Raw genomic sequence first — 23675 nt, 5'->3', positions numbered from 1 at the left:
CCGTAGTCGGTTGGCCCATTGAAAACAAAGGATAATTTTTCACCCATCACTCCCCGTTTTGGCGACCGACTACGGGAACCCGTAGCGGGGGGACTACGGAATCCCGTAGCGGGCTTTTTTTCTTCCTGCCCGGTTTCGAACGAGCATCGGCCAGTTGCTTTCTCACCACCTCAGACCACAAGCGGGCTTCGGCCATCGTGAACCACCGCCATTCGTTTGTTGCCGCTGCACCGTCGTGGGTGCCGTCAAAGGTTAGGGTGAAAACTGTAGGGTGTGCGGTGCCATTGCCTGCGCGACCCTTCGTCATCTTCACCAGCCGTTTGTAGGCTAGTTCTTCCAGAGCATCGGCAATGCTTCCGAAGGTCACGCCATAAGCGTAAAGCTGATCATAGGTTACGATGAGCTTTCCGTTCTCCATTCGGCCGTGCGAGATATGCTCAATAATCAGCCGATCTAGCGCCTTGCGAGCGTTGACGGAAAGCGAGCGATAAGCAGCGCACTCCAGAAGCTCACGAGTTATCGCCATCCATCCGCCTTGATCGGCTGGCGGTTGGGTGTGCTTCTTGACCATGTTGTAGGTCTTGCCGGCAGAAGTCCGGCTTTTGTCTCGCGGGTTGAAGACTGGAGGCATCAAGTATCCTTCTTTACAAGGCGAACGCCGGGGTTCCCATGGTTTAGGAACTCAATTCCCAGGTCTTCAAGGATACGTTGCACCGTTTGAACATTGGTCGCGCGGCCCGCTATCGCGCCACCACCCGCCGCTTCCATGTTTCTGATGGTGTTGACGTTGAGCCCGGCCTTTTCTGCCAAATCTCGTTGTTCAATGTCCGCCAAAGCCCTTGCTGCCTTTAGCTGGTTTCCGGTTGTTAACATCGATATCTCCGCTTCAAACTGATAAAAATAGTTATCGTAACTAGATGGCTGTTGACAAGACTAGTTTTCGCAACTAGGTTACTAGACATAGTTAATTAGGTTCCAGAACCAATTAAGGATGTTGATGATGCCGAACACCACCGTTCCGGCCACCGCCGAAGGCATGCCCAAATTCGACCTAGCTGCAATCATGTCGGATGCATGGGAGCGTTACCGCTATATCCGCCGTCAGTACGCCGCTTGGCAGATCGAGCGCGGCATTGTTGATGCCTCTTTCTCGGCCTGCCTCAAGACCGCATGGCGCGTTGCCAAGCAGAACCGCACCAAGGCCGCCATCGCTGCCAAGGTCGCCAAGCTGGCTGGAACCCCTGCCGGTGACCGTCTCCGCGCTCTCCGCGCCGCTCTGGCCGATACCGACACGCTTTCATTCCGCTACAGCGCCGCCGCCCGCCGTGCTGCCATCAAAACCGAGATAGCCGCCATCACGGCGCACTGACCGCATCAAACCGAACAATCAGGAGAACCATCATGCCGAATATGATTCCGTCCGCTGGCGAAGCCATGCCTACCCGGCGTACTTTCCTTGGCGTCCTCGCTGTCGCCTCCGCACTCACCACAGTAGGCGTGGCGCACGCCACGACAAAGAAGCACGAAGACGCTGAACTGTTAGCACTGACCGTCGCGCTTGATGAGGCGCATGGGCAGTACCTGACGGCAGAGGAAAATCTGCCTCGCTTCCAAGAGGCTTTCCGTGCCCTTGCGCCTACAGGAGAAGGCGTTCTTTTCGAAGAGCACTATTCTGGATTGTGGCGACATCAGGTCGATTTTTATCGCGACCCAACCAGCCCGAAATTTGCGGATCTGAAATCGGTTAGCGGTCGCCGCATGATGGTTGTCAGCGTCTATGCAATTGATCGGCAGATTAAAGCGGGAACGTTGAACCCCAGCTTCACCCATGACATACGAGCCAAAGCCGTTAAGTTTGAGCAGGATGTCGAGGCGGCAGTTCAGGCGTCAGGCCTTGAGGCGGCTCTTCAGGCTTACTGGGATGCGGAAGCGCAACTGCGCCGCGTCGTTCGGGAGATTGTCGAAATCCGCGCCAGCACCTTGGAAGGCATCGCCCTCAAGGTTCGAGCCACCGCCGCCTACGCTACCCTTGGAGGCGACGAGCGCCATTCAGCGAGCATGTGGATAGCAAAGGCAATTTGGTCTGATCTTGGGGGGGAAGCGTGATGCAAAAGTCCCTCCAGCCTTTCTCTTTCGACCCGAATACACCAACCATCGCCGCGCTGTATGCGAAGTGGCTGCCGCTCTATGTGGCGCAGGCCACGCTTGATGACGCCTCCGCCGAGCCGTTTCAGGCACAGCTCATTGAGCTTGAAACGGCAATCGACGCCCTGCCTTTCATCAGCATGCAGGAGTATCACCTTCAGCAGGCTGTACAGACCTGCTTGGGCAGCATGGCAAATCTGGATGCAGCACAGTCGACGGAAGCTCGCCGTATAGCCATGACAGAGGGTGAGGAGCGCGAAAAACTTCTTGCTCTCATCAAGGAACATCGCGCCACGCTCGATGCTTCCGAAGCTATTACAGCGGAGGAATTCGAAGAGGCCGGCGGCGGCGAAATAGGGCAAAAGGAAGTTGCGCTCCTCATGCAGGTGGCATCCTTCCCGGCTTTGTCAGCAGAAGCCATCCTTTTGAAGGGTCGCTATCTTGCGGCGCTGCATGCCAATCACTCGCTCGGCTTCGAATTTGCGGAGGCTTTCGTGGAAAGCTTTGCTGCTCTTGGGAGGGCGAAGGCATGAAGACCCGGCCAGCAATTCATCCAGACATTTCCCGCCAGTTGGATGGCGGGGAGAATTTGCTTTCAGAAGTCGAGCGTCTCGCAGGTGAGCTCGCGGAACTCATGCAGGAAATCCACGGCATGACATGGCGCGTGCATATCCAGCACACCGACGATGCTGCTTTTGCAATGGTGGCGCCTGCCGCCGAAAGCCGGAGGGCTTCTGCATGAGCGCCCTCACCAGCCGGCCCCAGCAGCACAACACGCTGAACGTCTACCGAACCTTGCCGCCGCACTGCATCGCCTTAGAGGTGACAGACCGGCACAGCCTCCCCTTTATCGAGCCGGGGGAGGTCGTGGTGATCGACACTGAAGACCGCACACCCCGCGTGGGCGATATCTACGTGATTGAGTGGATCGGCGGCCGGCGAAATGTCTGCCAAGCCCGACACAGTGCGGGACCGTGGCAGAAGGCCGGTGAAGAACCGCGATGGCATGTCGGCTCCATGCGGACCACGACACCCGCCGAGTTTGAGGGCTGGCTTACCGCCGCCGCCGAAGCGAACCGCAAAGGCATGGTGCCTCAGTGGGGCGGCGGCTGGGCTGAAGGGCCTTTCAGCTTCGAGTACCTGGAAAGCAAGCTCGTCGGCGCCGTCATCGGCCTCTACAAGCCTAGCGGGCCAAAGCATGACGGAAGAAGCGCTTGCTGAAGGAGGGCCTCTCCACACGCTGAATAACAGCGATTGCCGCTATCCCCTCACTTCCCCCGAACATCAGGAGCCGCATATGTTTTGCGGCTCCCCTGCCATTCGAAGGCAGTGAAGAAGTGAAACAATCCGTATAAAGCGCTACGTCAAAGATGGCATAGCGCTCGCTACCTTATCCTGGCCAGTTAACTCGGCACTGGCTTATTCGGCACCCATTGAATATTTTTGGTCCAGATCGTCCGACGAAAGACGGATTTTCCTTCCAATCTTCAGATGTAGAAAAGTGGCGTTTGGTATCCTCATCCATAGCTGCCTCATCGAAGTAAAGTGCAGAGATGTTGTCGACATCAAGCACTGCTTCTTTGATTGACCCGTCAGGATATGTCACCTCAAGGGTGACCTTCGTAATTGTCCCTCTATCACGTTTAAGTTCCATTTCCCCCTCCTTTGAAACAATTTCAGCTTGTATTAGAGACGTCGCAGTGTCGAGTGACACGGCGCATAATTCTTCCATTTGGTAAGAGGGAAGACTTGTGGCCGCGATTTTGGTAGAGTTTTCCCGTCTATTGGTGCAGATAAATGCGTGGTAACAGCTCTCAACGGCCTTCCCATTATGGAATATTCTTATCTATTTCAGATGCCACCCGAATATGCTCTGATTTTTGAGCGCTCAAAGTAGCGCCTACCCACTTGGTGGGAATGGTAACTCGGTTGAGGCCATGGGTGGATACGAGCGAATTCATATATGTAACCGTCGCGCCGCTCGATTTCGTAGCACAGACGATGACGTCTACCGATTGAGATAATCCGAAATTTACACCAGCCTTTATCATCGACGGATTGTCACCGCCGGTCACAATGCAAATCTTGTACGATTGTCCGTGCTTCTGAATGGTTATTACCAGAATAAAGTCTTTAGGAGACAATGGAGCGAAGACGCCATGGTTCTCGGCAAACTTCCTAATGGAAGACGTTTTTCCAGAGCTGGAAATTCCTTCGACAACGATTACCTTTGTCAATGCTTATACCTTTGTGATGAGTTCGTGCTGCTAGTAGTAATTTGCCTGCCTGTGATGGATGCAGTTATTCGTCCTCCATCTCGAAAGTGCGGTACTCACCGCTTTCATTATCATAAACTTCGACTTCGACGGACGACCCAGAGCGTCTAATTGATTGAACTTCAACGTCGCGATACGAGCCGGAGCCGTAATCATAAACTTCGATTTCGCTACCAGGGCGAACCAGATTACCGCTCCCTATTTCAACGTCGTTTCCGCTTTCAGCATCGACGCCGTCCCACGCAAGCGAATTGGCGGCTGGAGAAAGAAATGCTACGAAAGCAGTAATCAGGAATTTTGCGCGCATTAACGCCCCTCATCTTTAGTAATAGCCGCCTGGTCTAGACATCGCACTGCGGTGTCCACAAAGGCTGCCATCCGCTGCTCTGTCATAATAGGAGTAGCAATTGCCAGGGTAGCGTGTCGGCGGGTATGCCCCACCTCCACAATTGTTGTTCGCACACACGGCGACAGCGGTTCCCACAAGCGCCACGGCGACCAGAGCTGCGGCCGCTGCATCCTGGTTCCGAACCATCTCTGGACATTGATAGAACTGCACACCGCGCCGGCTGAGTTCTTTTGCGAGGTCCTGCTGAAACGCTGGATCTTGGCTTTGCAAATATGTCCGACAGAGTGTCGGCTTTTCGATTGACTTCGGATTGGCGTTAAATGCTTCGCGCGAAGTGGTGCATGCGCTCAAGGCACACGAAATGAACAGGGCGCCAAGCGCCCGCAAATTAACAACTGTCAAAAAAGCCCCCAATAACGTCCCCGTGATTACAAAAACACGTAGAGAGATTGGAGTCGAGCCTACTCAACTAGAATTTTCATTAGGAGAGCAAAAAGGACGAAGGCGGACAGGCTCATTACTTTGGAGCAATCGCGGTCAATGAATTGTTGGCCAGATGATTATTTTTGGCCATCACCCGCAATAGTTCCAGAGCAGCTTGCGTATCTGTGCCTCTACAAAATTCTGCGCGCACTCTCTAAAGCAACAGATTTATAATTGCCTTGTCGTCTACCATTGTTGATACCTTGGAGTGAAGACTATTCGGTTTCAATGAGCACATCATGGACACGCACGACAGGCAACATGCCGCAAACGTCATGTTTGACTTCATCACGGCGATGACTGCAGCCAATGATGCGGACGCTATCGTTCATGACCTGTCGAAAGTCTCCAAGACCTTTGGCCTCGATTGTTTTGCTATTTCCGGCATCCCCCTACCCGGGGAAAAAATCGACAAGTACGTTTTATTGAGTGCCTGGCCGGAAGGCTGGTTTGAGCGGTATGTTGCAGAAGACTACGTCCACATAGATCCGGTAATTTACCAAAGCAAAATTTCGGACGGTGCCTTTGTCTGGTCAGAGGAGTTGGGCGGCAAGCCTATCCGTCGTGAAGCCAGAAAACTAATGAACGAGGCGTCCGAATTCCGGATGATCGATGGCTATAGCGTGCCACTACACATGCCGGGTGCGCTTCAAGCCATCGTCACGTTCGGCGCAGAGAAAATCGATCTTTCTACCGAAGCAAAGGGCATTCTCCATATCGTCGCCATTTATGCCCACAACCGCCTCAGGGCGCTTCTTGAGCAACAAAGCGGCGTTGGTAAAAAAGACGCGCCCTATATCACCCAGCACGAGCGCGACGTAATTCGCTGGTGTGCGGAAGGCAAAACCAATTGGGAGATAGGGCAAATTCTCGGACGTTCAGAAAAAACAGTCCAGCACGAGCTTCACAATGCCCAGCGGAAGATGAACTGCGTCAACCGTGCACAGCTTATAGCCGAAGCTATCCGCATAGGTATCATTCGCTGACAATAGGCAGAACGGCCTATTTACCCAAAAGCACGCTGCATTATCCCTACCCCTGTAAATCTGTGGGGATTTTAATGCTTCGATATTTCAAGGGTTCATCGCTCCAAGCTTCCGGTTTTGCCGAGCGAGTTTGGCAATTCAGGCACAGGCATTTTGTCGAACGCTTCGGCTGGGGCGCGCTTCGTAAACCAGATGCCCGGGAAATGGATATTTTCGATACAGACGAGGCCGTTCATCTCGTCCTAGAAGATGAAGGTATCATCCTAGGTTATTCTCGACTTCTTGCCACAAACGCACCGCATCTGCTCTCCGACGTCTACCCAGAAATCATGGGTGGCCGCGACCATCCGCGCCAAAAGAGTGTTTATGAATGGACGCGATGCGTTGCGGAGCCAGACGCAAAATTATGTGGTGTAGAAGCGTCGCACATGCTGCTCACGGGCGTTGCCGAATTCTGCCTGAGTGCCGGAATTGAAGCTCTCATAGTCGAGACACATCCGAAACTCGTTAACCTGCTCGTGTCCAATCTCTGGGAGGTGACACCCCTGGCAGCGCCAATGGTATATGACGGCGCTCTCGTTGTGCCGATCCATGCGGTTCCCTCTCCCGCCGCATTGGCGTCTCATCACCGCGGCGCGGGCATTAACGGCAGCGTTTTGGAATTGGCCGCTGACGCCTCAAATCCAGTGACTGGGCAGACCCTGACCACGCTTGTTGATCACGCGCATATCGGCCTGGTTGCGGAGGTGTCCTATGCATAATCCGCTGACCGTGCATGCCGTCGCGCAATACATTGCTGAACAGACGGACGAGTTGATCTCTCTCGTCAACTTTTGCCAGCCGAGCGATCGAGTACAGTTCCTCACCTATCTGTTGGATATGGTCCGATTGGAAGCGAAACAGATTTATGACGAAGCGCCGAAATCAAAGCCCAAACTTATATACTCGAGAGCTGACGCGCCGATCGAACGAGATTTGAGTTAAGGCTGCTTGATGAGTGATACAGACGAAAACCCCACGTTCCCGCTTTTTTTACTCAGTATAACGGATGCGAAAAAGCAGTTTCCGGCTTTCTTTGACTCAGTCCAAGAGTGCGAAATGATCGTAATGCAATTTCTTCGAAGTTGAGGATAGGCCGGCCTCAGGGGCTCCGCCTTTTCTTTTGAACGGCAAATGCACCGCTGGATGGCACTTCTCCATTTGAGACCTACGAGGCGCGCGAGATGGCCTTAATCGTAACGCCGCTAACCCACCTCCTTAACCGATGAACCTTGGCGTTCAGATACCGTACCCACCATTCATCGAAATAGCACAGTGGCCACGCGAGAGACACACAGAGCAACGCTGTGGTGGCGAATAGAGGCACACCTCCGCTTGTAAAGACGTGAAGGAAAAGCCAACTCGAGACTGAGCCGAGTATCAGAAGGTGGACGAGGTACAGGGAAAAGCTGAGACGACCGAGCACGAACATCAGCCGATTGTTCATGACGCCATATATTTTGCCGTTCGTCATAGTCGCAAGTATTACGCAAGCGGAGCCAGCAGAGTAAATAATAGACCATGCGATTTGCGGAGAAGCGGCAGCAAATGGTGACGACCATGCATATGCGTGTGAGGGCTCAAAATATCCAAGCAAATAGATACCAAAACCTAGAACACCCGCCGACAAGTAAAAATTGACCCGAGGCACCTCCCATCTGCTTATGGCAAACGATACTCCCATTCCAACGATGAACGGTAGCATGAACGCCATGCCGGCCAAGGCCGGCAATCCGTTTTCTGAAATACCAAAAACAGCCCCGAGGCATACCACGCAGATTACGGCAATTGCCCTCTTGCCGTTTAACTTCGAAAGGATGGGCACTGCGGCGAAAACGATAAGGCTGCCATAATACTCGTACACCATTGTCCAGAGGCTTGGGTTTATTCCCGACTGCCCTGAGAAGAAAGTAGTCAGTCCCTGCCAGATGGCAGCAATGAATGAGGGATAGTTTTCATTAAAAGAAGAATGTCCAAACGTTTGCATCCAATAGCTGCCGCTTTTGACCCCGGCATCCTTGTAGAAATACAAATCTGTCTGGAACAGAAGCGCGCTGAATAGGCAAGCAATGACAACCGGTCCAGCGAGCCTAGGCCAGCGCTTTAATCCAGACCAAAGTGAGCGGTATGGATCGGGGTTTTTGAAATATCCCCAACTCAAAACGAACCCGGACAGGGTGAAAAAGAAAAAAACTGCTCCGTTGCCGTTTATGAAAAAGAAGAAGGGTGAGCCCACCAGACTACCGTCGTCGCGCTTGTCGGCTATGATTCCAGATATCGAAGGATGAAACGCCAGGATAAAATGGTGCACCGCCACGATTATGGCTGCAATCCCTCTCTGGCCCTCCAGTGGTATGAGTTTGTCAGATGACAGATATTCCGAACGCACGGTGAGTGAAATCCTCTTAGTCTCCCGCCCCAAAGAGGCACGAATGGCTATCCTGTCTTTGCGCGAAACCGCTTCCAAGAGGAAGGCTTTTCCTCCGAAACAGTCGCTTCGACCACAACATCAGCAAAAAATGGCGCCTGTTTCCTGCTGACCACGGTCAAAAACTGGAAGGCCTCGTCGTGGAAAATGTTTACCTCACTCATGTAGATCGGGATGCGGCACATCAGGGTGGGCTGCGCGAAGCGCTTTTTGCATGAATTCACAGGTTCGCTCGAACTTTCCTCTTTGGCTGAGCGGGTTGTCTATTGCGCGATACCCTGCTCCACCCCTCACTTCGTTGTTGGGGTTGCGCTGCCAAATATGAACGATACCCTCGTCGTCCGGACCGGTTATCGCAAAATCTATATAGGTAAGCTTCCCGACCAGTTTCGTAATTTCCGGATGGTCGAACGAGTTTATCTCCAGACGATGCGCAAAAAGATTGCGGATCTCAGCTATCTTCTTGAGTGTAGTTAACGCACCCTTCCCGATTATACCCAAAGCAAAAGCTACATCCACGCGAGCAGTGAACGTACTGAGTGGCCCGTTCTTCATCGGATCGAATATCCGCTCGATTACCTTCGGATCGGTAGCCAAACCGGGAAAGTGCCGTTCAATCGCTGACCGCAAATGCTCCTCTACGACGCTTGTTTGCACCAGCGCCACCGAACGGTCTGCCTCGATACGAGCCTGGTTGATCGCATTGGTTTGCACCTTATGACGGTCATACGCTTCTCTTCCGCCAAAACCTGAAGCAATTCTTTCTTCTACCTTTGCAGCAAACGCGTCTCCCCACGCAGATAATTCTTCCGGCGTAAAAACAGGAGGAGACGGAACTGGCCCCTGCCCGCCCGACGTCAATCTCTCTAGGGCCGCCTCCTGCCATTGACGGAGTTGTTCATCCATTTCAGCAAGACGCTCTTCACTGAGATGACCGCTACCAGTAGCGGATGATGTATTGACCACGAGACGCCCAACACAAATTTAAAGTCATAAGTCGATCGCTACAGTCGAGACGACACGCGTCTGGCTGAGCCCGCGGAATAGGTGAGATCGAAATACGCACAAGCGAGGCTTTGAATTTAATCAAAGGATATCAAAGTGCCTGTGAGCCCGACGAGCAAAACCGTGAGCCCACCCGATGACCACCACCGAGCAAGAGCGGGATCAACGCTTAACGGCGTTCACAATGTCCGATTTTAGCGCAATAGGGTCTGGGGAAACGCCCAAAACCACGTGGCATGCTGGGCACTGAAACGAAACCACTCGTAACGAGGAATAGTTTGTCCCGGATGGCAGGTCGGCTGCTGCCGGCTCTGCTCTGAAGTTAGTAAACGACTTTCCGCACGACGGACATTTTCTCATTCCCAAATCCCCCAAGGTTACCCATGTCAGCACTCAAGAATGCACGGGACTAAAGGTTGGCACAAGGGTTGGCAAAGCTGCTTAGTATGTAAATATTTGGGGCTGACATTCACGCGGTTACCGCGAGCAAGAGGGCGACGCGGAATAACTTGATCATTGGCTTCAACGAATTAATGAGTCTGCTGTTGAATACCAATTTCACTTCACAACGGAGAGACGTATAAGAGGGCAATATTTCGTTATACCTTTGGCTTGGGGGCATGCTGATGGAAATAGGGAGTTTTTCTGCTTCACTTGTGTTTGAGTTAGCCAAAGTGGCAAAAGCTATTTACCCAGGCCCGGTGAATCAAAAGCACTTGCGGTTGTTAGATGAGCCTATAGAGCGTCAGATATTTGTTCATGGAAGCTACGGCCGCGGGTATTGCCGCATAATGTCGAACGACAAGGCGGTAGTAGTAGCGTTCCGGGGGACCCGAGAGGATGTAGATTGGCGTATTTCCAATTTCAGAGCGTTCCCGGTCCCACTTCGGGACTGCGATCTGAAATGGCCAATCTTCGTGCACCGAGGCTTTCAAAGTCCATTAGATTATTCGGATAAGTCGACCGGTCAACGAAGCTTCGACGCAATACTAGAGCGACTCGACGCAATAGAATTTGGTGACCGAGATTTATATATCACCGGCCATTCTCTCGGTGGCGCTATCGCCGCAATTTTTGCGACGAAGCTACGATTTAACCGCCCTGCACTCGTAAGAAAGCACCTGAAGGGAATAGTCACGTTTGGAGCGCCGTCTTCGGGTCTCGCTGGATTTAGTAGATATTATACGGATCTGCATTCAATTACCTTGCGGGTCATAAATGCATGCGACGCGGTTCCTTTTTCTCCGCCAGCTCTTTATCGGCATGTTGGTTCGGCAGTATGGCTTTTGAGTTCTGGTGCCCATCCTGATCCTGGCTGGAAACAGCGGTTAGCCCTCAGTTTTCATTTTGCAACGAAGAAGTCATTTGTCACTGACCATTCGATGGCCGAATACATCAGCGCCATTTCGCGGTACATGGGTGTGGATAATGTTCAGACGGTCAGTGCGAAGAAATCTGATAGTGAGAGAGAGACGGAAATCTCTTGTCTTCCCCCGACTGATGAAGAGGCTTTGGCTAAAGCGAATGTGAGCCTGTCAACGCGCGACAGCACGAATTAATGCACGGGATTAATTATGCGCTGGAAGTACTCGGCAGGTTCGCTGGCGAGCCATATGCCGTAGTTTTTCTAGAAGCACAGGATTAGCGCTTACACATGGGGTGTTATCAAATTTCCCTAAGCCGCGATTCAAGCCGTCAAAGAATTCCGAAACTGACTAGGAAAGGATGGATGCCAGCAAGGAGCGTGCCGATAGTAGCAAGTGTGGCGAGCCATATCTGGTAAGTTTCTAACCGGAGCCGTTTTTCAAGGATGACCGCCTCGCCGTTCCAATACAATCGACCGACATCATCAACTTCCAGTTTGGCGAGGTCATTCCAGGTAATGCCCTTTCTTTCTGTCATCCTCATCTCCAGCTTGGCAAAAATGTCGATCGGGTGTTGGCGCGTCAAGGTTTCCAAAGAAGAGCGATGCCAATTGTAATTGCGAGAAAACAAACGACCCAAAGAAGTATCTGGCCCGAGGCACCCTTTAGTTTGATACCAATCACTTCAAGTTCTACAGAGCCTTCTGCTTGGCGGAACAGTGCGACTATTATGAACGCACCTAAAAAAAGCGAACGGCAATCCGATTATGGCAGCGAAGTTTTTCACTACAAGCTCTGTAAGCACCGGATCGTAACGGTTGAGCCACGCAGCTCCGATCAAAGAGCAGAGAAATGCTATGGCGATCAAAGCCACACCAATGTTTATTCCGTTTCGCCAGCGATCCATACTTCCCCCAAATTTTTCGGCACAGTGCCAAACCGCTAATGGCAATCAACGCTCATTGCACGGTCGATGGTACCGGATGACAAATCGATTAGTTATTGCTCCGCCAACGCTCTGCCGTACTGAATGGCTTCGTCAGCGGCGGTTACGCTCTGCATCAGCGTCCCCCGGAGAGATTCCGTGAAGTCACCTATATTAACTGTTCTGGTTACGCCGCTTGCCCCTGGAAATGGGCAGCGCAGCGTTATCTCCCTGCTACTAAGTGCCTCAAGTTGTTTAAGCGTCTGCACGGTTTGACTTTGTAAGCCGGCAATTGCGGCTGTTTGCCTCTCAGCGCCCGCGCGCGCCTGCTGCAGTTCATCGATAGCATCATTGACGTCAATAATTGCTGTAACTTCGCTTTTGACGAGATATTCTGCCGGCTCTAATGTCCTGTTATTTATTTTGATAAGAGGTTTTGGAAATCTAGCCCGGCTTCCCCCGTCCAGTGGGTCGACTCGGAAATACACCATGTGTTCATTCGGTTTGCCCTCCATTAGGAATGCAAATACGCACGCGACTAGAAAGCAAAGCGAACCTGTTATCATGAAAAACCGGAGTAGGCTGGCTCTCTCCCGTGAGAGAGTCGGAGCTCTCAAGGCAATGACAACAAGAAAAAGCATGATGGCTGCGAGTCCGATCGGACCATACTGAAGTGCACCAAGTAACCAAGCCATCCCTGCCCCCAAAGACTATTTGACGTTCTATACTTGTTAGAGAATCGCGTTCGAGTCGAGAGGAACCATTCAGGGTGAAGCACGCAATCTACTAGTGCTGGATTCAAGCACGCTGACACACCTTCGAGAGGCGCTCACGGCTTTGTGTACATCTTCCACCGTCGCACATAAGGTGGACGGAAAGGTGGATTGAAAATCACCGCCTCTTAATAACTAATTGAATTATATTAACTTTTTTGAAAAAAGTGGTGCGGACGGCGGGACTTGAACCCGCAAGACCAATGGTCGGCAGATTTTAAGTCTGCTGCGTCTACCGATTTCGCCACGTCCGCATTGCCGCGCCTTGCACCGTTGCGGTCAAGTCGCTGCAAAAAGTCGTCATCCTTTGGGTGCCCGGCACAAGGGCCGGTCCCAAACGCGACTGAGCCTCATCTACACAGGCCGGACCGTTTCGGTCAATTGGGCCTTAGCCACACCAGGACTGATTTTTTGCCGATACCGGATGGGCGAGCCCTTCTCGCACGAGTTGATCGGCGAAGGAGACGCCCGAACGCGAAAGCCGTTTGCGTTCCGTGGCTTGCCCGCCCGCAGTCCCGGAAGAGACCACATCGAAGGCGCCGGCATTCAGCATGTCGCGAAGCCTGACCTTTGCAACGAAACCGCGCTGGCGCTCTTCCATGCAGCGCGCCCGGTCGATCTGCGGAACCTCGATGCCGGCGAGCTGCGTCTTCACGCCCTTCATCCAGAAGGTGTTGCCATCGGCCACGCAATTATTGAGGCCCGAACGGCCGCAGAAGGCAAAGGCGCCGCTTTTTTCACCGAGCGAGATTTTTTCGACCGAAGGACGCGTTTCCGGCAGGATAACTGCGACCTGGCTCGGCTGCGAGACGGATGGCATGGCGATCGGGCGCGGCGGCACCGGTCCATTGCCGGGCAAAACCGGCGATGCGGGACGAATGGATGCGACTTTCTCGGTGGTGACCGCATCGCGCTTGGCGGTTGTCGCGACTTTCGGGGAATTCGTGGCTGAGGATGTCGCCTTCGCAACATGGCGCTGCGGCAGAAGGCTGTCTCGATGTTCGTAAGCCTGAATGCCGCCGGCAACGACGCCCAGCATCAACACCCATGGCCAAACGCTGCCGCCGCTCGATTTCTTCGCCGTGCGGCGTCGTGCTGTCGGTTTTCGGTTGCTCACGATCGGACTCCTTTCAACGGAGCCGCATTATCGGCCAAAGGAGTTTCCGAAAAGTTGGCATTCGCGAGCGTTTTCGTTTTTCAGAGAAACGGGAAAACGCTCTAACTCTTTGTTTTCTCGAATTCCAGGATGGGAAACGCTTAAAAGACCTGTGGATAAATTGTCAGCGAACCTGATCGAGCAGGCGTTTGCACTCGAGGAGATCGAACAGGGCTTCCTGCAAAAGCGCCTGGTCGTCCTTGCCGATGCTCGACTTGCCGACCGATATTTCGGCATCGCTGTTGCCGCCGCCGAAGCCGAAAAACCGGCCGCTCGGCTTGGCCTTCGGACGGCCGACGACCTCGTCCCCATCGGTATCGATGACACGCGGCTCGGCGACTTCCTTTTCCCCGCTCGCCGCCATGATGGCTTCCATGGTCGCGAGATCACCGGAGGCGATTGCCGCCACGAAGCGGTTACCATTGGCTTTCAGGAGCTTCTGCACGCCCTTGATGGTGTAGCCATGGTCATAAAGAAGATGACGGATGCCCTTCAGGAGATCGATATCGTCAGGGCGGTAATAACGGCGGCCCCCGCCCCGTTTCATCGGCTTGATCTGCGGAAAGCGCGTTTCCCAGAAACGCAGCACATGCTGCGGCAGGTTCAGCTCATCTGCCACTTCACTGATCGTCCGAAACGCGTCGGGGCTTTTATCCAAATTTCCACTCCCATCCGAACCGGAGCAACATGCATCCGGCCGGACACTGAACGAGAACGCTTTTCACCCGCCGGTCAAACACCACGCTAAGTCGATTACGACCCCGCGCCGACGCCGTTGCGGCGAGATACAAATCACTAAAATTGATTATGATGTGAGTCGACCGGATTTCAACGGCTTGTACGTTGAAATTCAAGTATGTTCACAAGAAGAATGGGGAAAAGGGCTTGCGATATGGCAAAAAAGGCGCGTCGCTACGACCTTGAGTGAGGGATTACGCCCCCGCCTTCTGGCCCTTCTGCTTGGCCTTGCGGGCCGTATGGGCCTTCAAAATGCGCTGCTTCAGCACATTGGAGGCCTTGAAGGTCATGACGCGGCGCGGCGAAATCGGAACTTCCTCACCCGTTTTCGGGTTGCGGCCGATGCGCTCGTTCTTTTCCCTGATCTGGAAAGTTGCGAAGGACGAAAGCTTGACGACCTCGCCGCGGGTGATCGCGTTGCAAATCTCGTCGATGATCGTTTCGACCAGTTCGGCGGATTCGGTGCGGGACAGCCCGACTTTACGAAACACAGATTCTGCAAGATCTGCGCGTGTCACTGTCTTCCCGGCCATTTTTCCCCACAAACCGTGTCTGAATTTTTCTCTAGGAGCCGCCGAGATTATTTCCCTTGTGGCGACCGGTCAAGGGATTGTTCCAGATTCATTTGAGGCTTTCGGCAATCAGTGCAAGGGCTTAGACTGACTGATACGGTTTTGACACAGGCTCGGGTCGCCCGGGCGCTTCTGACCGGGGCGTGAGCGCGAAAATCACAACCGATTTCGCCCCGGCGCCCCGGCAAACGCGCAAATCACGCCCTTACCAGCGCAGCAGCACCGCACCCCAGGTGAAGCCGCCGCCCATGGCCTCCAGCATGACAAGATCGCCCTTCTTGATACGTCCGTCGCCGGCCGCAACGGCAAGCGCCAGCGGAATGGAGGCGGCCGAGGTATTGCCGTGCTGGTCGACGGTGATGACGACCTTTTCCGGGTCGATGTTAAGCTTCTTCGCCGATCCGTCGATGATGCGCTTGTTGGCCTGGTGCGGAACCAGCCAGTCGAGGTCATCAGACGTCGTGCCCGTCGCCTCGAAGGCCTGTTCGATCACGTCGGTGATCATGCCGACGGCGTGCTTGAACACTTCCCGGCCTTCCATGCGTAGATGACCAACGGTACCTGTCGTGGAAGGTCCGCCATCAACATAGAGCTTTTCCTTGTGCGAACCGTCGGAACGCAGCTGCGCGGTCAGAACGCCGCGATCGGCGGACGTCCCCTCGCCTTCGCCGGCTTCAAGAATCAGCGCGCCGGCGCCATCGCCGAAGAGAACGCAGGTGGTGCGGTCCTTCCAGTCGAGAATGCGCGAGAAGGTTTCGGAACCGATCACCAGGACGCGCTTGGCCATGCCGCCGCGAATATAGAGATCGGCGGTCGATACGGCATAAACGAAGCCGGAGCAGACGGCCTGCATGTCGAAGGCGAAGCCGTGGGTCATGCCAAGACGGTTCTGGATGTTCACCGCCGTTGCCGGAAAGGTGTTATCAGGGGTCGAGGTGGCCAGAATGATGAGGTCGATATCATCAGGTGTCAGGCCGGCATTGTCGAGCGCGGCACGCGCAGCAGCTTCGCCGAGGGACGCGGTGGTTTCACCTTCGCCGGCGATATAGCGCTGCTTGATGCCCGTGCGCTGCACGATCCATTCGTCTGATGTCTCGACGACACCTTCGATTTCGCTGTTGGTCATGACACGCTTCGGAAGCGCTGCCCCGAAACCACGAACTATAGAGCGGATCATTCCCTTATTCCTCGTCAGCCACGAGAGCTTCGGGCGCCGGGGGCGGAAGCCGTCTTGCGTGGTAAATCTTCAGATCATTTTCAATCTTGGCCGTCAGGCCGTTGTGAACCATGTCGTAACCGACATCGACAGCCGACGCAAAACCAACGGCGTCCGTACCCCCGTGGCTCTTGATGACAATGCCGTTCAGGCCCAGAAACACGCCGCCATTGACCTTGCGTGGGTCCATTTTTTCCCGAAGCACATCAAAGGCGCTTTTCGCCAGGACATAACCGATCTTGGCGAAGAAACTGCGCGAGATCGCCTCACGCAGAAGCGTGGTGATCTGGCGCGCCGTGCCTTCTGCGGCTTTGAGCGCAATGTTGCCGGTGAAACCTTCGGTCACCACCACATCCACCGTACCCTTGCCGATATCATCGCCTTCGACGAAACCGCGATAGTCGATGGTGCCGAGATCGGCCTCACGGATAAGCCGTCCGGCCTCACGCACCTCTTCCTGGCCCTTGACCTCCTCGACACCGACATTGAGCAGGCCGACGGTGGGGCGGTCGATATCGAAAAGCGCGCGCGCCATGGCGCCGCCCATCAGGGCAAAATCCAGAAGCTGCTGGGAATCGGCGCCGATCGTCGCACCGATGTCGAGCACGATGCTTTCGCCCTTCAGCGTCGGCCAGATGCCGGCAATCGCCGGTCGTTCCACCCGCGCCATGGTGCGCAAACAGAATTTGGCCATGGCCATCAGCGCGCCGGTATTGCCGGCGGAAACGGCGACATCCGCCTCGCCAAGCTTCACCGCCTCGATGGCGCGCCACATGCTGGAGACATAGCGGCCACGGCGCAGCGCCTGGCTCGGTTTCTCGTCCATGCTGACCGAGACTTCACAATCGTGAAAGACCGACTTTTCCCGAAGTGCGGGATATTGTGCCAGAATGGGGTCGCATTTGCTCTTCTGCCCGTAGAGCAGAAAAGTTACATCGTTGTGCCGTTCAAGCGCCTTGGCGGCACCGGGTATGGCAACATCTGGGCCGAAATCGCCACCCATGACGTCAATTGCAATTCTGATCACTCGTCCCTTATCCTTACTTGCCGCCAATCAAGCGGATTTTGCGCGAAAATACCTTTTCCGGCTCTTGTTACAATAAAATTATTTCAGCCCGGCTGGGCCATTCAGTCTTTTTTCCAATCTTTCAGCACGGCAAAGGGCGATGGGCGCTTTTCTTCTTCGGGCTCTTTTTCAGCCGCTTCGGCAAATTCCGCATCCGCTTTGCGCGGATAGGGATCAATCGCAAGCGCGGCAAATTCGGCAACCACGGCGCCGACATCAATGCTGTCGCCGGTGAACTGGTCGGGAATATCGGGGCCATCAGGATCGAGCACGATCTCGCCTTCCTCATTGGTCACCATCCGCGCCAGTTTCGATCCTTCCGGGACGAAAATCTGCTCTACCGTCTCGTCGATCTTGCTCGAGACCGGCTCCAGCGTGACGATGCAGGATTGGGTCACAGCCGCATGCACCTCACCCTTGATCTTCACGCCATCCTTCTTCCAGCGGGAAACCTGCAGCTCCGCCTTCAGATATTCGACGGAAACCACATCCCAGAATTTCGCCAGCGCCTTCAGTTCCTCGGCACTGGCTTCGAGACCAATCCTGACGGGATTGGCGGAAATATGGCCTACCTTTACGGGATAGGAAAAAGGCAGGTCGTCATTTGCGGCGTGTCGCGCGTTCATCGTGAACCTCATCGTAAAGGCAAGGGCAGCGTCAGGCTTCCGGTTGCTATTGTCTCTTCGGACTGGGCGGCAAGGGCTGCGGATGCTTCCATCATCCAGCCCGCCAACCCCTCCATATCAGGGGCCTTGTCGTCTACCTGCGGATATATATTGCGCCGGAGCGCTGCGGCAAGAGCGGGGCGGTCGGAAGCATCCAGCGCCGCCGCGTAGGATTCGAGCCGCCCATAAAACATACCGGCGAATTTCTTCATGCGTTTCGGCACGCCCTGGTCACCGATTCCCAGCTCACGGATGGAATGATCGATATCCTGAAAAAAGGCGTCGACGATCTCCTGGGCGATTTCCTGCCCGCTGACACCTGATGATTTGGTGCGGCGGAAATAGAGAATCATGATCGCCGAGAGCATCTCGAAGCGGCCCATGACCGTGTCGGGCACACCGAGGTCAAGATAAAATCCGGGCGTGCGGGCGGCAGCCGTCAAGGTCGCATATTGCCTATCAACTATGGCGCGATTGTTGTTTTTCTTCTTGAACAGCCCGAATATCATCTTTTTTTTCCGAACCGGACGGGTGAATTCGCTTACCGCCCATCGCACTTGTTGCATGATTGTCAAAGCTGGTTTACCGAAGCATCCACGAATTGCAATGCTGTCACGGTCACGTTCGTCTTTGGGCTGAAACAGTCGAAGAGAACCGGAGGAGTTCCAAAAGGCCGGGAAAGCATTGAATTTGGGGGGTGATCGGGATTTTCCGTCCCCGGATTGACACAATCATGTGCACAGACACTGTGCACCACGCAATGCCGGAAGGTGCCATTCATGATCGCAGTCGGGGAAAAGCAGTTGAGCAAGCAGAAATCCGCAAGTCACGGCAAAATTCTGAGCAAGACCGCCATCGCAATCGTGCTCGCATCCGGCCTGCTTTCCGCCTGCAGCAGCACAACCGATGTGTTCCATAACGGCTATGTCATGGACGAGCAGTCGCTCCAGCTGATCCCTGAGGGTTCCAGCCGTGAGCAGGTTCTGCTGACCATGGGCACGCCCTCCACGACGGCGACCTTCGGCAACGAGGTTTTCTATTACATCTCGCAGAAGCGCGTGCGCCGCGCGGCCTTCATGAAGCCGGCGCTGGTCGAACAGAACATTCTTGCGATCTATTTCAACAAGGACGGCGTCATCGAGCGCAAGGCCAACTACACGCTGCAGGACGGCAAGGTCTTCGACACGATTTCGCGCACAACGCCGACCGGCGGCAAGGACCTCACCTTCCTGCAGCAGCTGCTCTCCGGCGGCACCTCCGGCGCCAACATCGCCAAGAGCATTCTCGGTCAGGGCAACAACACCCCCTGACCTCAGCAGGAACGGAAAAATCAAAGGCCCGGGGATCACTCCCCGGGCCTTTTTCATTCGTCGGAACCTCAGCCCTCAGTGGGCAAGAACAGCAAGCAGCAACAGCGCCACGATATTGGTGATCTTGATCGCCGGGTTGACGGCAGGACCGGCGGTATCCTTGTAGGGATCGCCGACCGTATCACCCGTCACCGACGCCTTGTGGGCGTCCGAACCCTTGACGTGGCGTACACCGTCCTTGTCGATGAAGCCGTCTTCGAAGCTCTTTTTGGCGTTGTCCCATGCACCGCCACCTGAGGTCATGGAAATCGCCACGAAGAGGCCGTTGATGATGACGCCGAGCAACGATGCGCCAAGTGCCGCGAAGGCCGACGCCTTGGAGCCCGAAATCAGCAGCACGCCGAAATAAACGACGAGCGGCGCCAGAACCGGCAGGAGCGACGGGATGACCATTTCCTTGATCGCCGCGCGTGTCAGCAGGTCCACGGCCCTGCCATAATCAGGCTTTTCCGTCCCAGCCATGATGCCCGGTTTTTCGCGGAACTGGCGGCGCACTTCCTCGACAATCGAGCTTGCCGCCTTGCCCACCGCCGTCATGGCGATGCCGCCGAAGAGATAGGGGATGAGGCCGCCGAACAGCAGGCCGGCAACCACATAAGGGTTGGCGAGGCTGAAGGAAATCTCGCCTATATCCTTGAAGTAGGGATAAGTATCGCCATTGGCGGCGAAATAGGACAGGTCGTTGGAATAGGCCGCAAACAGCACCAGCGCGCCGAGACCGGCCGAACCGATGGCGTAACCCTTGGTGACGGCCTTGGTGGTGTTGCCGACGGCATCCAGCGCATCCGTCGCCTTGCGCACGTCAGGATCGAGACCGGCCATTTCAGCGATACCACCGGCATTATCAGTCACCGGGCCGAAGGCGTCGAGCGCCACGATCATGCCCGCGAGACCAAGCATGGCGGTGACCGCGATGCCCGTGCCGAAAAGGCCGGCCAACTGATAGGTTCCGATAATGCCGCCAACGATGACGAGAGCCGGCAGCGCCGTCGATTCCAGCGAGACCGCAAGGCCCTGAATGACGTTGGTACCGTGACCGGTGACCGATGCCTGGGCGATGGAATTGACCGGGCGCTTGTTGGTGCCGGTATAATATTCGGTGATGACGACAATCAGCGCCGTCACGACGAGGCCGACCAATCCGCAGAAAAAGAGGTTGGTGCCGGTGATCTCCATTCCGGCCACCGTGCCCACCACTCCCCAGCCAACCGTTCCATGAGTAGCGACCGCAAGACCGGCAACTGAGAACACACCGGTGGCGATGAGCCCTTTGTAGAGCGCGCCCATGATGGAATTGTTGGTGCCGAGCTTCACGAAGAAGGTTCCGGCAATCGAGGTCAGGATACACGCGCCGCAAATCGCCAGCGGATAGACCATGGCGCTTTCCAGTATCGGCATTCCCGCAAAAAAGATTGCGGCAAGAACCATGGTCGCGACGACAGAGACGGCATAGGTCTCGAAGAGGTCTGCCGCCATGCCGGCGCAGTCGCCGACGTTGTCGCCGACATTGTCAGCGATCGTTGCCGGGTTGCGGGGGTCGTCCTCGGGAATGCCGGCCTCGACCTTGCCGACGAGATCGCCGCCGACATCCGCACCCTTGGTGAAGATGCCGCCGCCGAGACGGGCGAAGATGGAGATCAGCGATGCGCCGAAACCGAGGGACACCAGCGCATCGATCACTTCACGCGATCCGGCCGGATGGCCCATCACCGAGGTCAGTATGTAATAATAGATGGAGACACCGAGCAGCGCGAGACCTGCGACCAGCATGCCGGTGATGGCGCCCGACTTGAAGGCGATATCGAGACCGGCGGAAAGGCTGTGGGACGCCGCCTGCGCGGTGCGCAGATTGGCGCGCACCGACACATGCATGCCGACGAAACCGGCCGCACCCGAAAGCACCGCGCCGATGAGGAAGCCGATGGCCGCCATGGCCGATAGCAGATACCAGGCAAGAACAGCGACGATCAATCCGACGACGGCGATGGTGAGATATTGACGGGTGAGATAAGCCTGCGCACCTTCACGGATAAAACCTGCTATTTCACGCATACGCTCGTTGCCCTGATCGGCATCGAGAACGCTCTTGGTCGTCCACACCGCGTAAACCACGGACAGGACCCCACATAAAATTACTATGGGTATTACGGTCATGCGCACTTACCTCCCAAAAGGCCGGGTCTCACTCCCTCCCCGGCGCGGCGAAACCTTGTGCAGGGAGATGCGGACGGCCTGTCCCAAATCCCGTCTTGGGCATTTGTTCCCCTCCCAAGGAAAAATGTCCTCGGAGCGGAGATTGCGTTGGCGCAAGGTGCCGCGTCAAGCCCACAAATTTGCCTGAAACTTGAAAGGCGTAGAGAGCGGCGCAGAACTCAGGCGGCTTTTTTTTGCTTCGTGAGGATGAGCGACAGGACGAGCAGGAGGCAAAGCCCGGCAACCGGCCAGATGACGAGGTTCATCACCGACCAGCCCCAGGCCGTAAACACCTTGCCGGAAGAGAAGGACGACAACGCCACCGTGCCGAAGAGCACGATATCATGGAAGCCCTGCACCTTGTCCGCCTCATGCGGGCGGTAGCTTGACGTGATGATGGCGGTTGCACCGATGAAACCGAAATTCCAGCCGAGGCCAAGCAAAATGAGCGCCGCCCAGAAATTCCACAGCTCTATGCCCATATGGGCGACAATGGCGCAGGCCATCAGCACGATGAGGCCGCAAGCAACGATTTTTTCCGCGCCGAATCGGGAAATCAGCATGCCGGTGAAGAAGCTCGGGCCGAACATGGCCAGCACATGCCACTGGATGCCGAGCGTGGCGAGTTCGGTCGGGAAACCGCAGCCGATCACCATGGCAAGCGGTGCGCCCGTCATCATGAAGGTCATCAACGCATAAGAGCCGATGCCGCAGATCATGCCGGTGACGAAACGCTGCGTGCGGACAATCTCCGAAAGCGGCCTCACCGATTCGACATGGGCGGTGGCAGCCTTGGGGTCGGGCAATTTCAGAAACGCCAGAATGGCAATCGAAACGAGGCCGAGCGGAACGAGGGCCAGAAAAGCGCCGGCAAAGGTAACCGGCGCAAGCAAATCCTTGCCGAAGATGGCGAGTTGCGGCCCGACGATGGCGGAAATAATGCCGCCAGCCAGAATCCAGGAGATCGCCTTCGGCTTGTAGAAGGATGGCGAGGCATCGGCTGCGGCGAAGCGAATTTTTTGCGTGAAACCGCCGGAAATGCCAATCAGCAGCAGGCCGACGGCAAACAGCCAGAAATCCGACCGGAAGAGCGCCACCGCAGCAATGCCGCCGCCGATGGAGCACATCAGCGCGCCGACCATGAAGCCTGCCTTGCGGCCAAGAAAGCGGGAGGCGGCCGCCACGCAGATCGCGCCGAGCGCGACACCGATATTAAAGCCGGTGAGCGGCGCGGTTGCCAGTGACTTGTCCGCACCGAGCAGCTGATAACCGGCAAGCGCGCCGACCGAAAAGCTCAAGGGCGCGGCCGATCCCATGATCGCCTGCGCCATGGTGAGAAGGAAGACGTTGCGCTTCGCCTCGTCCAGTTGAACTTCAAGTCCGGGGACGGAAACTGCGCTCATCTCTTCCTCACCTGTTTTACTTCAGCGTTTTGCCTCGCCGCGCACCTGCTTGGCAATGCGGTCCAGAACCGCATTCACCAGCTTGGGCTCGTCATGCTCGAAGAAAGCACGGGCGATTTCAACATATTCCGTGACGATGACGGCGACCGGCACGTCCTTGCGCTCGAGAATCTCGAAAGCGCCGGCACGCAGGATGGCGCGCACGGTGGCATCGAGGCGCGACAGCGGCCAGTCTTCCAGAAGGGCGGAGCGCACCAAGGGGTCGATCTTCGTCTGATCGCGCACCACACCGGCGACGATCGAACGGAACCACGAAGGGTCAGCCTTCAGGTAGGTATCGCCATCGACTTCCTGGCCGAGACGATGCGCCTCATATTCGGCGACGACTTCCATCACGCCGGTTCCGCCGACATCCATCTGGTAAAGCGCCTGCACGGCCGCAAGGCGGGCCGCGCCGCGCTGGTTGGCGGGCTTTACCGAAGGCTGGCGCGGTTCGCCGCCATTATCAACATTCGACATGCGT

The 23675-nt window shown here is 55.5% G+C and carries 29 protein-coding genes and 1 tRNA gene; 10 read left to right on the top strand and 20 right to left on the bottom strand.

Annotated elements, in window-relative coordinates:
* Positions 1-46 precede the first annotated feature (46 nt).
* Entirely contained in the window at positions 47-631 is a 585-nt protein-coding gene (locus DA915_RS06070; protein ID WP_107675385.1) for a hypothetical protein, read from the bottom strand.
* Positions 631-873, bottom strand: a complete 243-nt coding sequence (locus DA915_RS06065; RefSeq protein ID WP_107675384.1) for a helix-turn-helix transcriptional regulator — start codon at positions 871-873, stop codon at positions 631-633. Before DA915_RS06065 ends, DA915_RS06070 begins: the two co-directional genes overlap by 1 nt.
* A 127-nt stretch (positions 874-1000) precedes the next feature.
* Between DA915_RS06065 and DA915_RS06060 the strand changes: the two genes are divergently transcribed.
* From DA915_RS06060 to DA915_RS06040, 5 genes are read left to right on the top strand one after another with little or no spacing between them, the layout of a single operon-like run.
* Positions 1001-1369, top strand: coding sequence for a hypothetical protein (locus DA915_RS06060; protein ID WP_153064522.1), 369 nt, complete (start codon positions 1001-1003; stop codon positions 1367-1369).
* Between the two features lie 32 nt (positions 1370-1401).
* Positions 1402-2106 (top strand): hypothetical protein, encoded by a 705-nt coding sequence (locus tag DA915_RS06055; protein ID WP_107675382.1) that lies wholly within the window; start codon positions 1402-1404, stop codon positions 2104-2106.
* Positions 2106-2678 carry a hypothetical protein gene (locus DA915_RS06050; protein WP_107675381.1) on the top strand — a complete coding sequence of 191 codons (573 nt, stop codon included), beginning with the start codon at positions 2106-2108 and terminating at the stop codon, positions 2676-2678. Before DA915_RS06055 ends, DA915_RS06050 begins: the two co-directional genes overlap by 1 nt.
* A complete protein-coding gene (locus DA915_RS06045; protein WP_107675380.1) occupies positions 2675-2887 on the top strand; it encodes a hypothetical protein in 213 nt (70 codons plus the stop codon). Before DA915_RS06050 ends, DA915_RS06045 begins: the two co-directional genes overlap by 4 nt.
* Positions 2884-3366: a S24/S26 family peptidase gene (locus DA915_RS06040; protein ID WP_107675379.1), complete on the top strand. Its 483-nt coding sequence runs from the start codon at positions 2884-2886 to the stop codon at positions 3364-3366. Before DA915_RS06045 ends, DA915_RS06040 begins: the two co-directional genes overlap by 4 nt.
* 169 nt (positions 3367-3535) lie before the next feature.
* Here the strand turns inward: DA915_RS06040 and DA915_RS28635 are convergent, their stop codons facing one another.
* The 3 genes from DA915_RS28635 to DA915_RS06035 form a co-directional block, all read right to left on the bottom strand.
* Complete coding sequence (locus DA915_RS28635) at positions 3536-3799, bottom strand: hypothetical protein (RefSeq protein ID WP_153064521.1); 264 nt, start codon at positions 3797-3799, stop codon at positions 3536-3538.
* Positions 3800-3974: 175 nt separating this feature from the next.
* Positions 3975-4382 (bottom strand): hypothetical protein, encoded by a 408-nt coding sequence (locus tag DA915_RS28630; protein WP_153064520.1) that lies wholly within the window; start codon positions 4380-4382, stop codon positions 3975-3977.
* A 64-nt stretch (positions 4383-4446) separates the two neighbouring features.
* Positions 4447-4728, bottom strand: coding sequence for a DUF5334 family protein (locus DA915_RS06035; RefSeq protein WP_107675378.1), 282 nt, complete (start codon positions 4726-4728; stop codon positions 4447-4449).
* A 764-nt stretch (positions 4729-5492) separates the two neighbouring features.
* On the opposite strand from DA915_RS06035, the gene DA915_RS06025 reads away from it, so the two are divergent.
* The 3 genes from DA915_RS06025 to DA915_RS06015 all read left to right on the top strand — a co-directional run bounded on the left by DA915_RS06025 (position 5493) and on the right by DA915_RS06015 (position 7223).
* Positions 5493-6239, top strand: a complete 747-nt coding sequence (locus DA915_RS06025; protein WP_107675376.1) for a LuxR family transcriptional regulator — start codon at positions 5493-5495, stop codon at positions 6237-6239.
* A gap of 74 nt (positions 6240-6313) precedes the next feature.
* Positions 6314-7000, top strand: a complete 687-nt coding sequence (locus DA915_RS06020) for an acyl-homoserine-lactone synthase (RefSeq protein ID WP_107675459.1) — start codon at positions 6314-6316, stop codon at positions 6998-7000.
* Entirely contained in the window at positions 6993-7223 is a 231-nt protein-coding gene (locus tag DA915_RS06015; RefSeq protein ID WP_107675375.1) for a hypothetical protein, read from the top strand. Before DA915_RS06020 ends, DA915_RS06015 begins: the two co-directional genes overlap by 8 nt.
* A 223-nt stretch (positions 7224-7446) precedes the next feature.
* Here the strand turns inward: DA915_RS06015 and DA915_RS06010 are convergent, their stop codons facing one another.
* Both DA915_RS06010 and DA915_RS06005 read right to left on the bottom strand, forming a co-directional pair.
* On the bottom strand, positions 7447-8745 hold the full coding sequence (locus DA915_RS06010) for an acyltransferase (protein ID WP_107675374.1): 1299 nt from the start codon (positions 8743-8745) through the stop codon (positions 7447-7449).
* A 117-nt stretch (positions 8746-8862) separates the two neighbouring features.
* Positions 8863-9672 (bottom strand): hypothetical protein, encoded by an 810-nt coding sequence (locus DA915_RS06005; protein WP_153064519.1) that lies wholly within the window; start codon positions 9670-9672, stop codon positions 8863-8865.
* A 659-nt stretch (positions 9673-10331) separates the two neighbouring features.
* On the opposite strand from DA915_RS06005, the gene DA915_RS06000 reads away from it, so the two are divergent.
* Positions 10332-11270, top strand: coding sequence for a lipase family protein (locus DA915_RS06000; RefSeq protein WP_107675372.1), 939 nt, complete (start codon positions 10332-10334; stop codon positions 11268-11270).
* Positions 11271-11406: 136 nt separating this feature from the next.
* Here DA915_RS06000 and DA915_RS05995 read toward each other — a convergent pair whose 3' ends face one another.
* The 10 genes from DA915_RS05995 to DA915_RS05950 all read right to left on the bottom strand — a co-directional run bounded on the left by DA915_RS05995 (position 11407) and on the right by DA915_RS05950 (position 18695).
* On the bottom strand, positions 11407-11613 hold the full coding sequence (locus DA915_RS05995) for a hypothetical protein (protein ID WP_153064518.1): 207 nt from the start codon (positions 11611-11613) through the stop codon (positions 11407-11409).
* A 461-nt stretch (positions 11614-12074) separates the two neighbouring features.
* Positions 12075-12695: a hypothetical protein gene (locus DA915_RS05990; RefSeq protein ID WP_107675370.1), complete on the bottom strand. Its 621-nt coding sequence runs from the start codon at positions 12693-12695 to the stop codon at positions 12075-12077.
* A gap of 246 nt (positions 12696-12941) precedes the next feature.
* A tRNA-Leu gene (locus tag DA915_RS05985) sits at positions 12942-13027 on the bottom strand.
* Positions 13028-13161: 134 nt separating this feature from the next.
* A complete protein-coding gene (locus tag DA915_RS05980; protein ID WP_107675369.1) occupies positions 13162-13890 on the bottom strand; it encodes a thermonuclease family protein in 729 nt (242 codons plus the stop codon).
* A 163-nt stretch (positions 13891-14053) separates the two neighbouring features.
* Positions 14054-14587 carry a MerR family transcriptional regulator gene (locus DA915_RS05975; protein ID WP_003502237.1) on the bottom strand — a complete coding sequence of 178 codons (534 nt, stop codon included), beginning with the start codon at positions 14585-14587 and terminating at the stop codon, positions 14054-14056.
* Between the two features lie 274 nt (positions 14588-14861).
* On the bottom strand, positions 14862-15200 hold the full coding sequence (locus DA915_RS05970) for an integration host factor subunit alpha (protein WP_003502236.1): 339 nt from the start codon (positions 15198-15200) through the stop codon (positions 14862-14864).
* 244 nt (positions 15201-15444) lie between these two features.
* Positions 15445-16416: a beta-ketoacyl-ACP synthase III gene (locus DA915_RS05965; RefSeq protein ID WP_003502235.1), complete on the bottom strand. Its 972-nt coding sequence runs from the start codon at positions 16414-16416 to the stop codon at positions 15445-15447.
* Positions 16417-16420: 4 nt separating this feature from the next.
* Positions 16421-17482, bottom strand: a complete 1062-nt coding sequence (gene plsX, locus DA915_RS05960) for a phosphate acyltransferase PlsX (RefSeq protein ID WP_026363445.1) — start codon at positions 17480-17482, stop codon at positions 16421-16423.
* 101 nt (positions 17483-17583) lie between these two features.
* Positions 17584-18147 carry a DUF177 domain-containing protein gene (locus DA915_RS05955; RefSeq protein WP_003502233.1) on the bottom strand — a complete coding sequence of 188 codons (564 nt, stop codon included), beginning with the start codon at positions 18145-18147 and terminating at the stop codon, positions 17584-17586.
* 8 nt (positions 18148-18155) lie between these two features.
* The gene (locus DA915_RS05950; RefSeq protein ID WP_060724066.1) at positions 18156-18695 is read right to left on the bottom strand and encodes a ubiquinol-cytochrome C chaperone family protein; all 540 of its coding nucleotides are present in this window, start codon (positions 18693-18695) and stop codon (positions 18156-18158) included.
* A 270-nt stretch (positions 18696-18965) separates the two neighbouring features.
* On the opposite strand from DA915_RS05950, the gene DA915_RS05945 reads away from it, so the two are divergent.
* Complete coding sequence (locus tag DA915_RS05945) at positions 18966-19496, top strand: outer membrane protein assembly factor BamE (protein WP_003502231.1); 531 nt, start codon at positions 18966-18968, stop codon at positions 19494-19496.
* Positions 19497-19571: 75 nt separating this feature from the next.
* Here the strand turns inward: DA915_RS05945 and DA915_RS05940 are convergent, their stop codons facing one another.
* The 3 genes from DA915_RS05940 to nusB form a co-directional block, all read right to left on the bottom strand.
* Complete coding sequence (locus DA915_RS05940) at positions 19572-21710, bottom strand: sodium-translocating pyrophosphatase (protein ID WP_107675368.1); 2139 nt, start codon at positions 21708-21710, stop codon at positions 19572-19574.
* Positions 21711-21928: 218 nt separating this feature from the next.
* Entirely contained in the window at positions 21929-23152 is a 1224-nt protein-coding gene (locus DA915_RS05935; protein WP_080866065.1) for an MFS transporter, read from the bottom strand.
* 21 nt (positions 23153-23173) lie between these two features.
* Positions 23174-23671 (bottom strand): transcription antitermination factor NusB, encoded by a 498-nt coding sequence (gene nusB, locus DA915_RS05930; protein ID WP_031233928.1) that lies wholly within the window; start codon positions 23669-23671, stop codon positions 23174-23176.
* Positions 23672-23675: the final 4 nt, after the last annotated feature.

The sequence above is a fragment of the Agrobacterium sp. LAD9 genome, from assembly GCF_003031125.1.
Lineage (GTDB): Bacteria > Pseudomonadota > Alphaproteobacteria > Rhizobiales > Rhizobiaceae > Agrobacterium > Agrobacterium radiobacter.
Note: the sequence above shows the minus strand (reverse complement) of the source record. Positions and strands in the feature narration are given on the sequence as shown.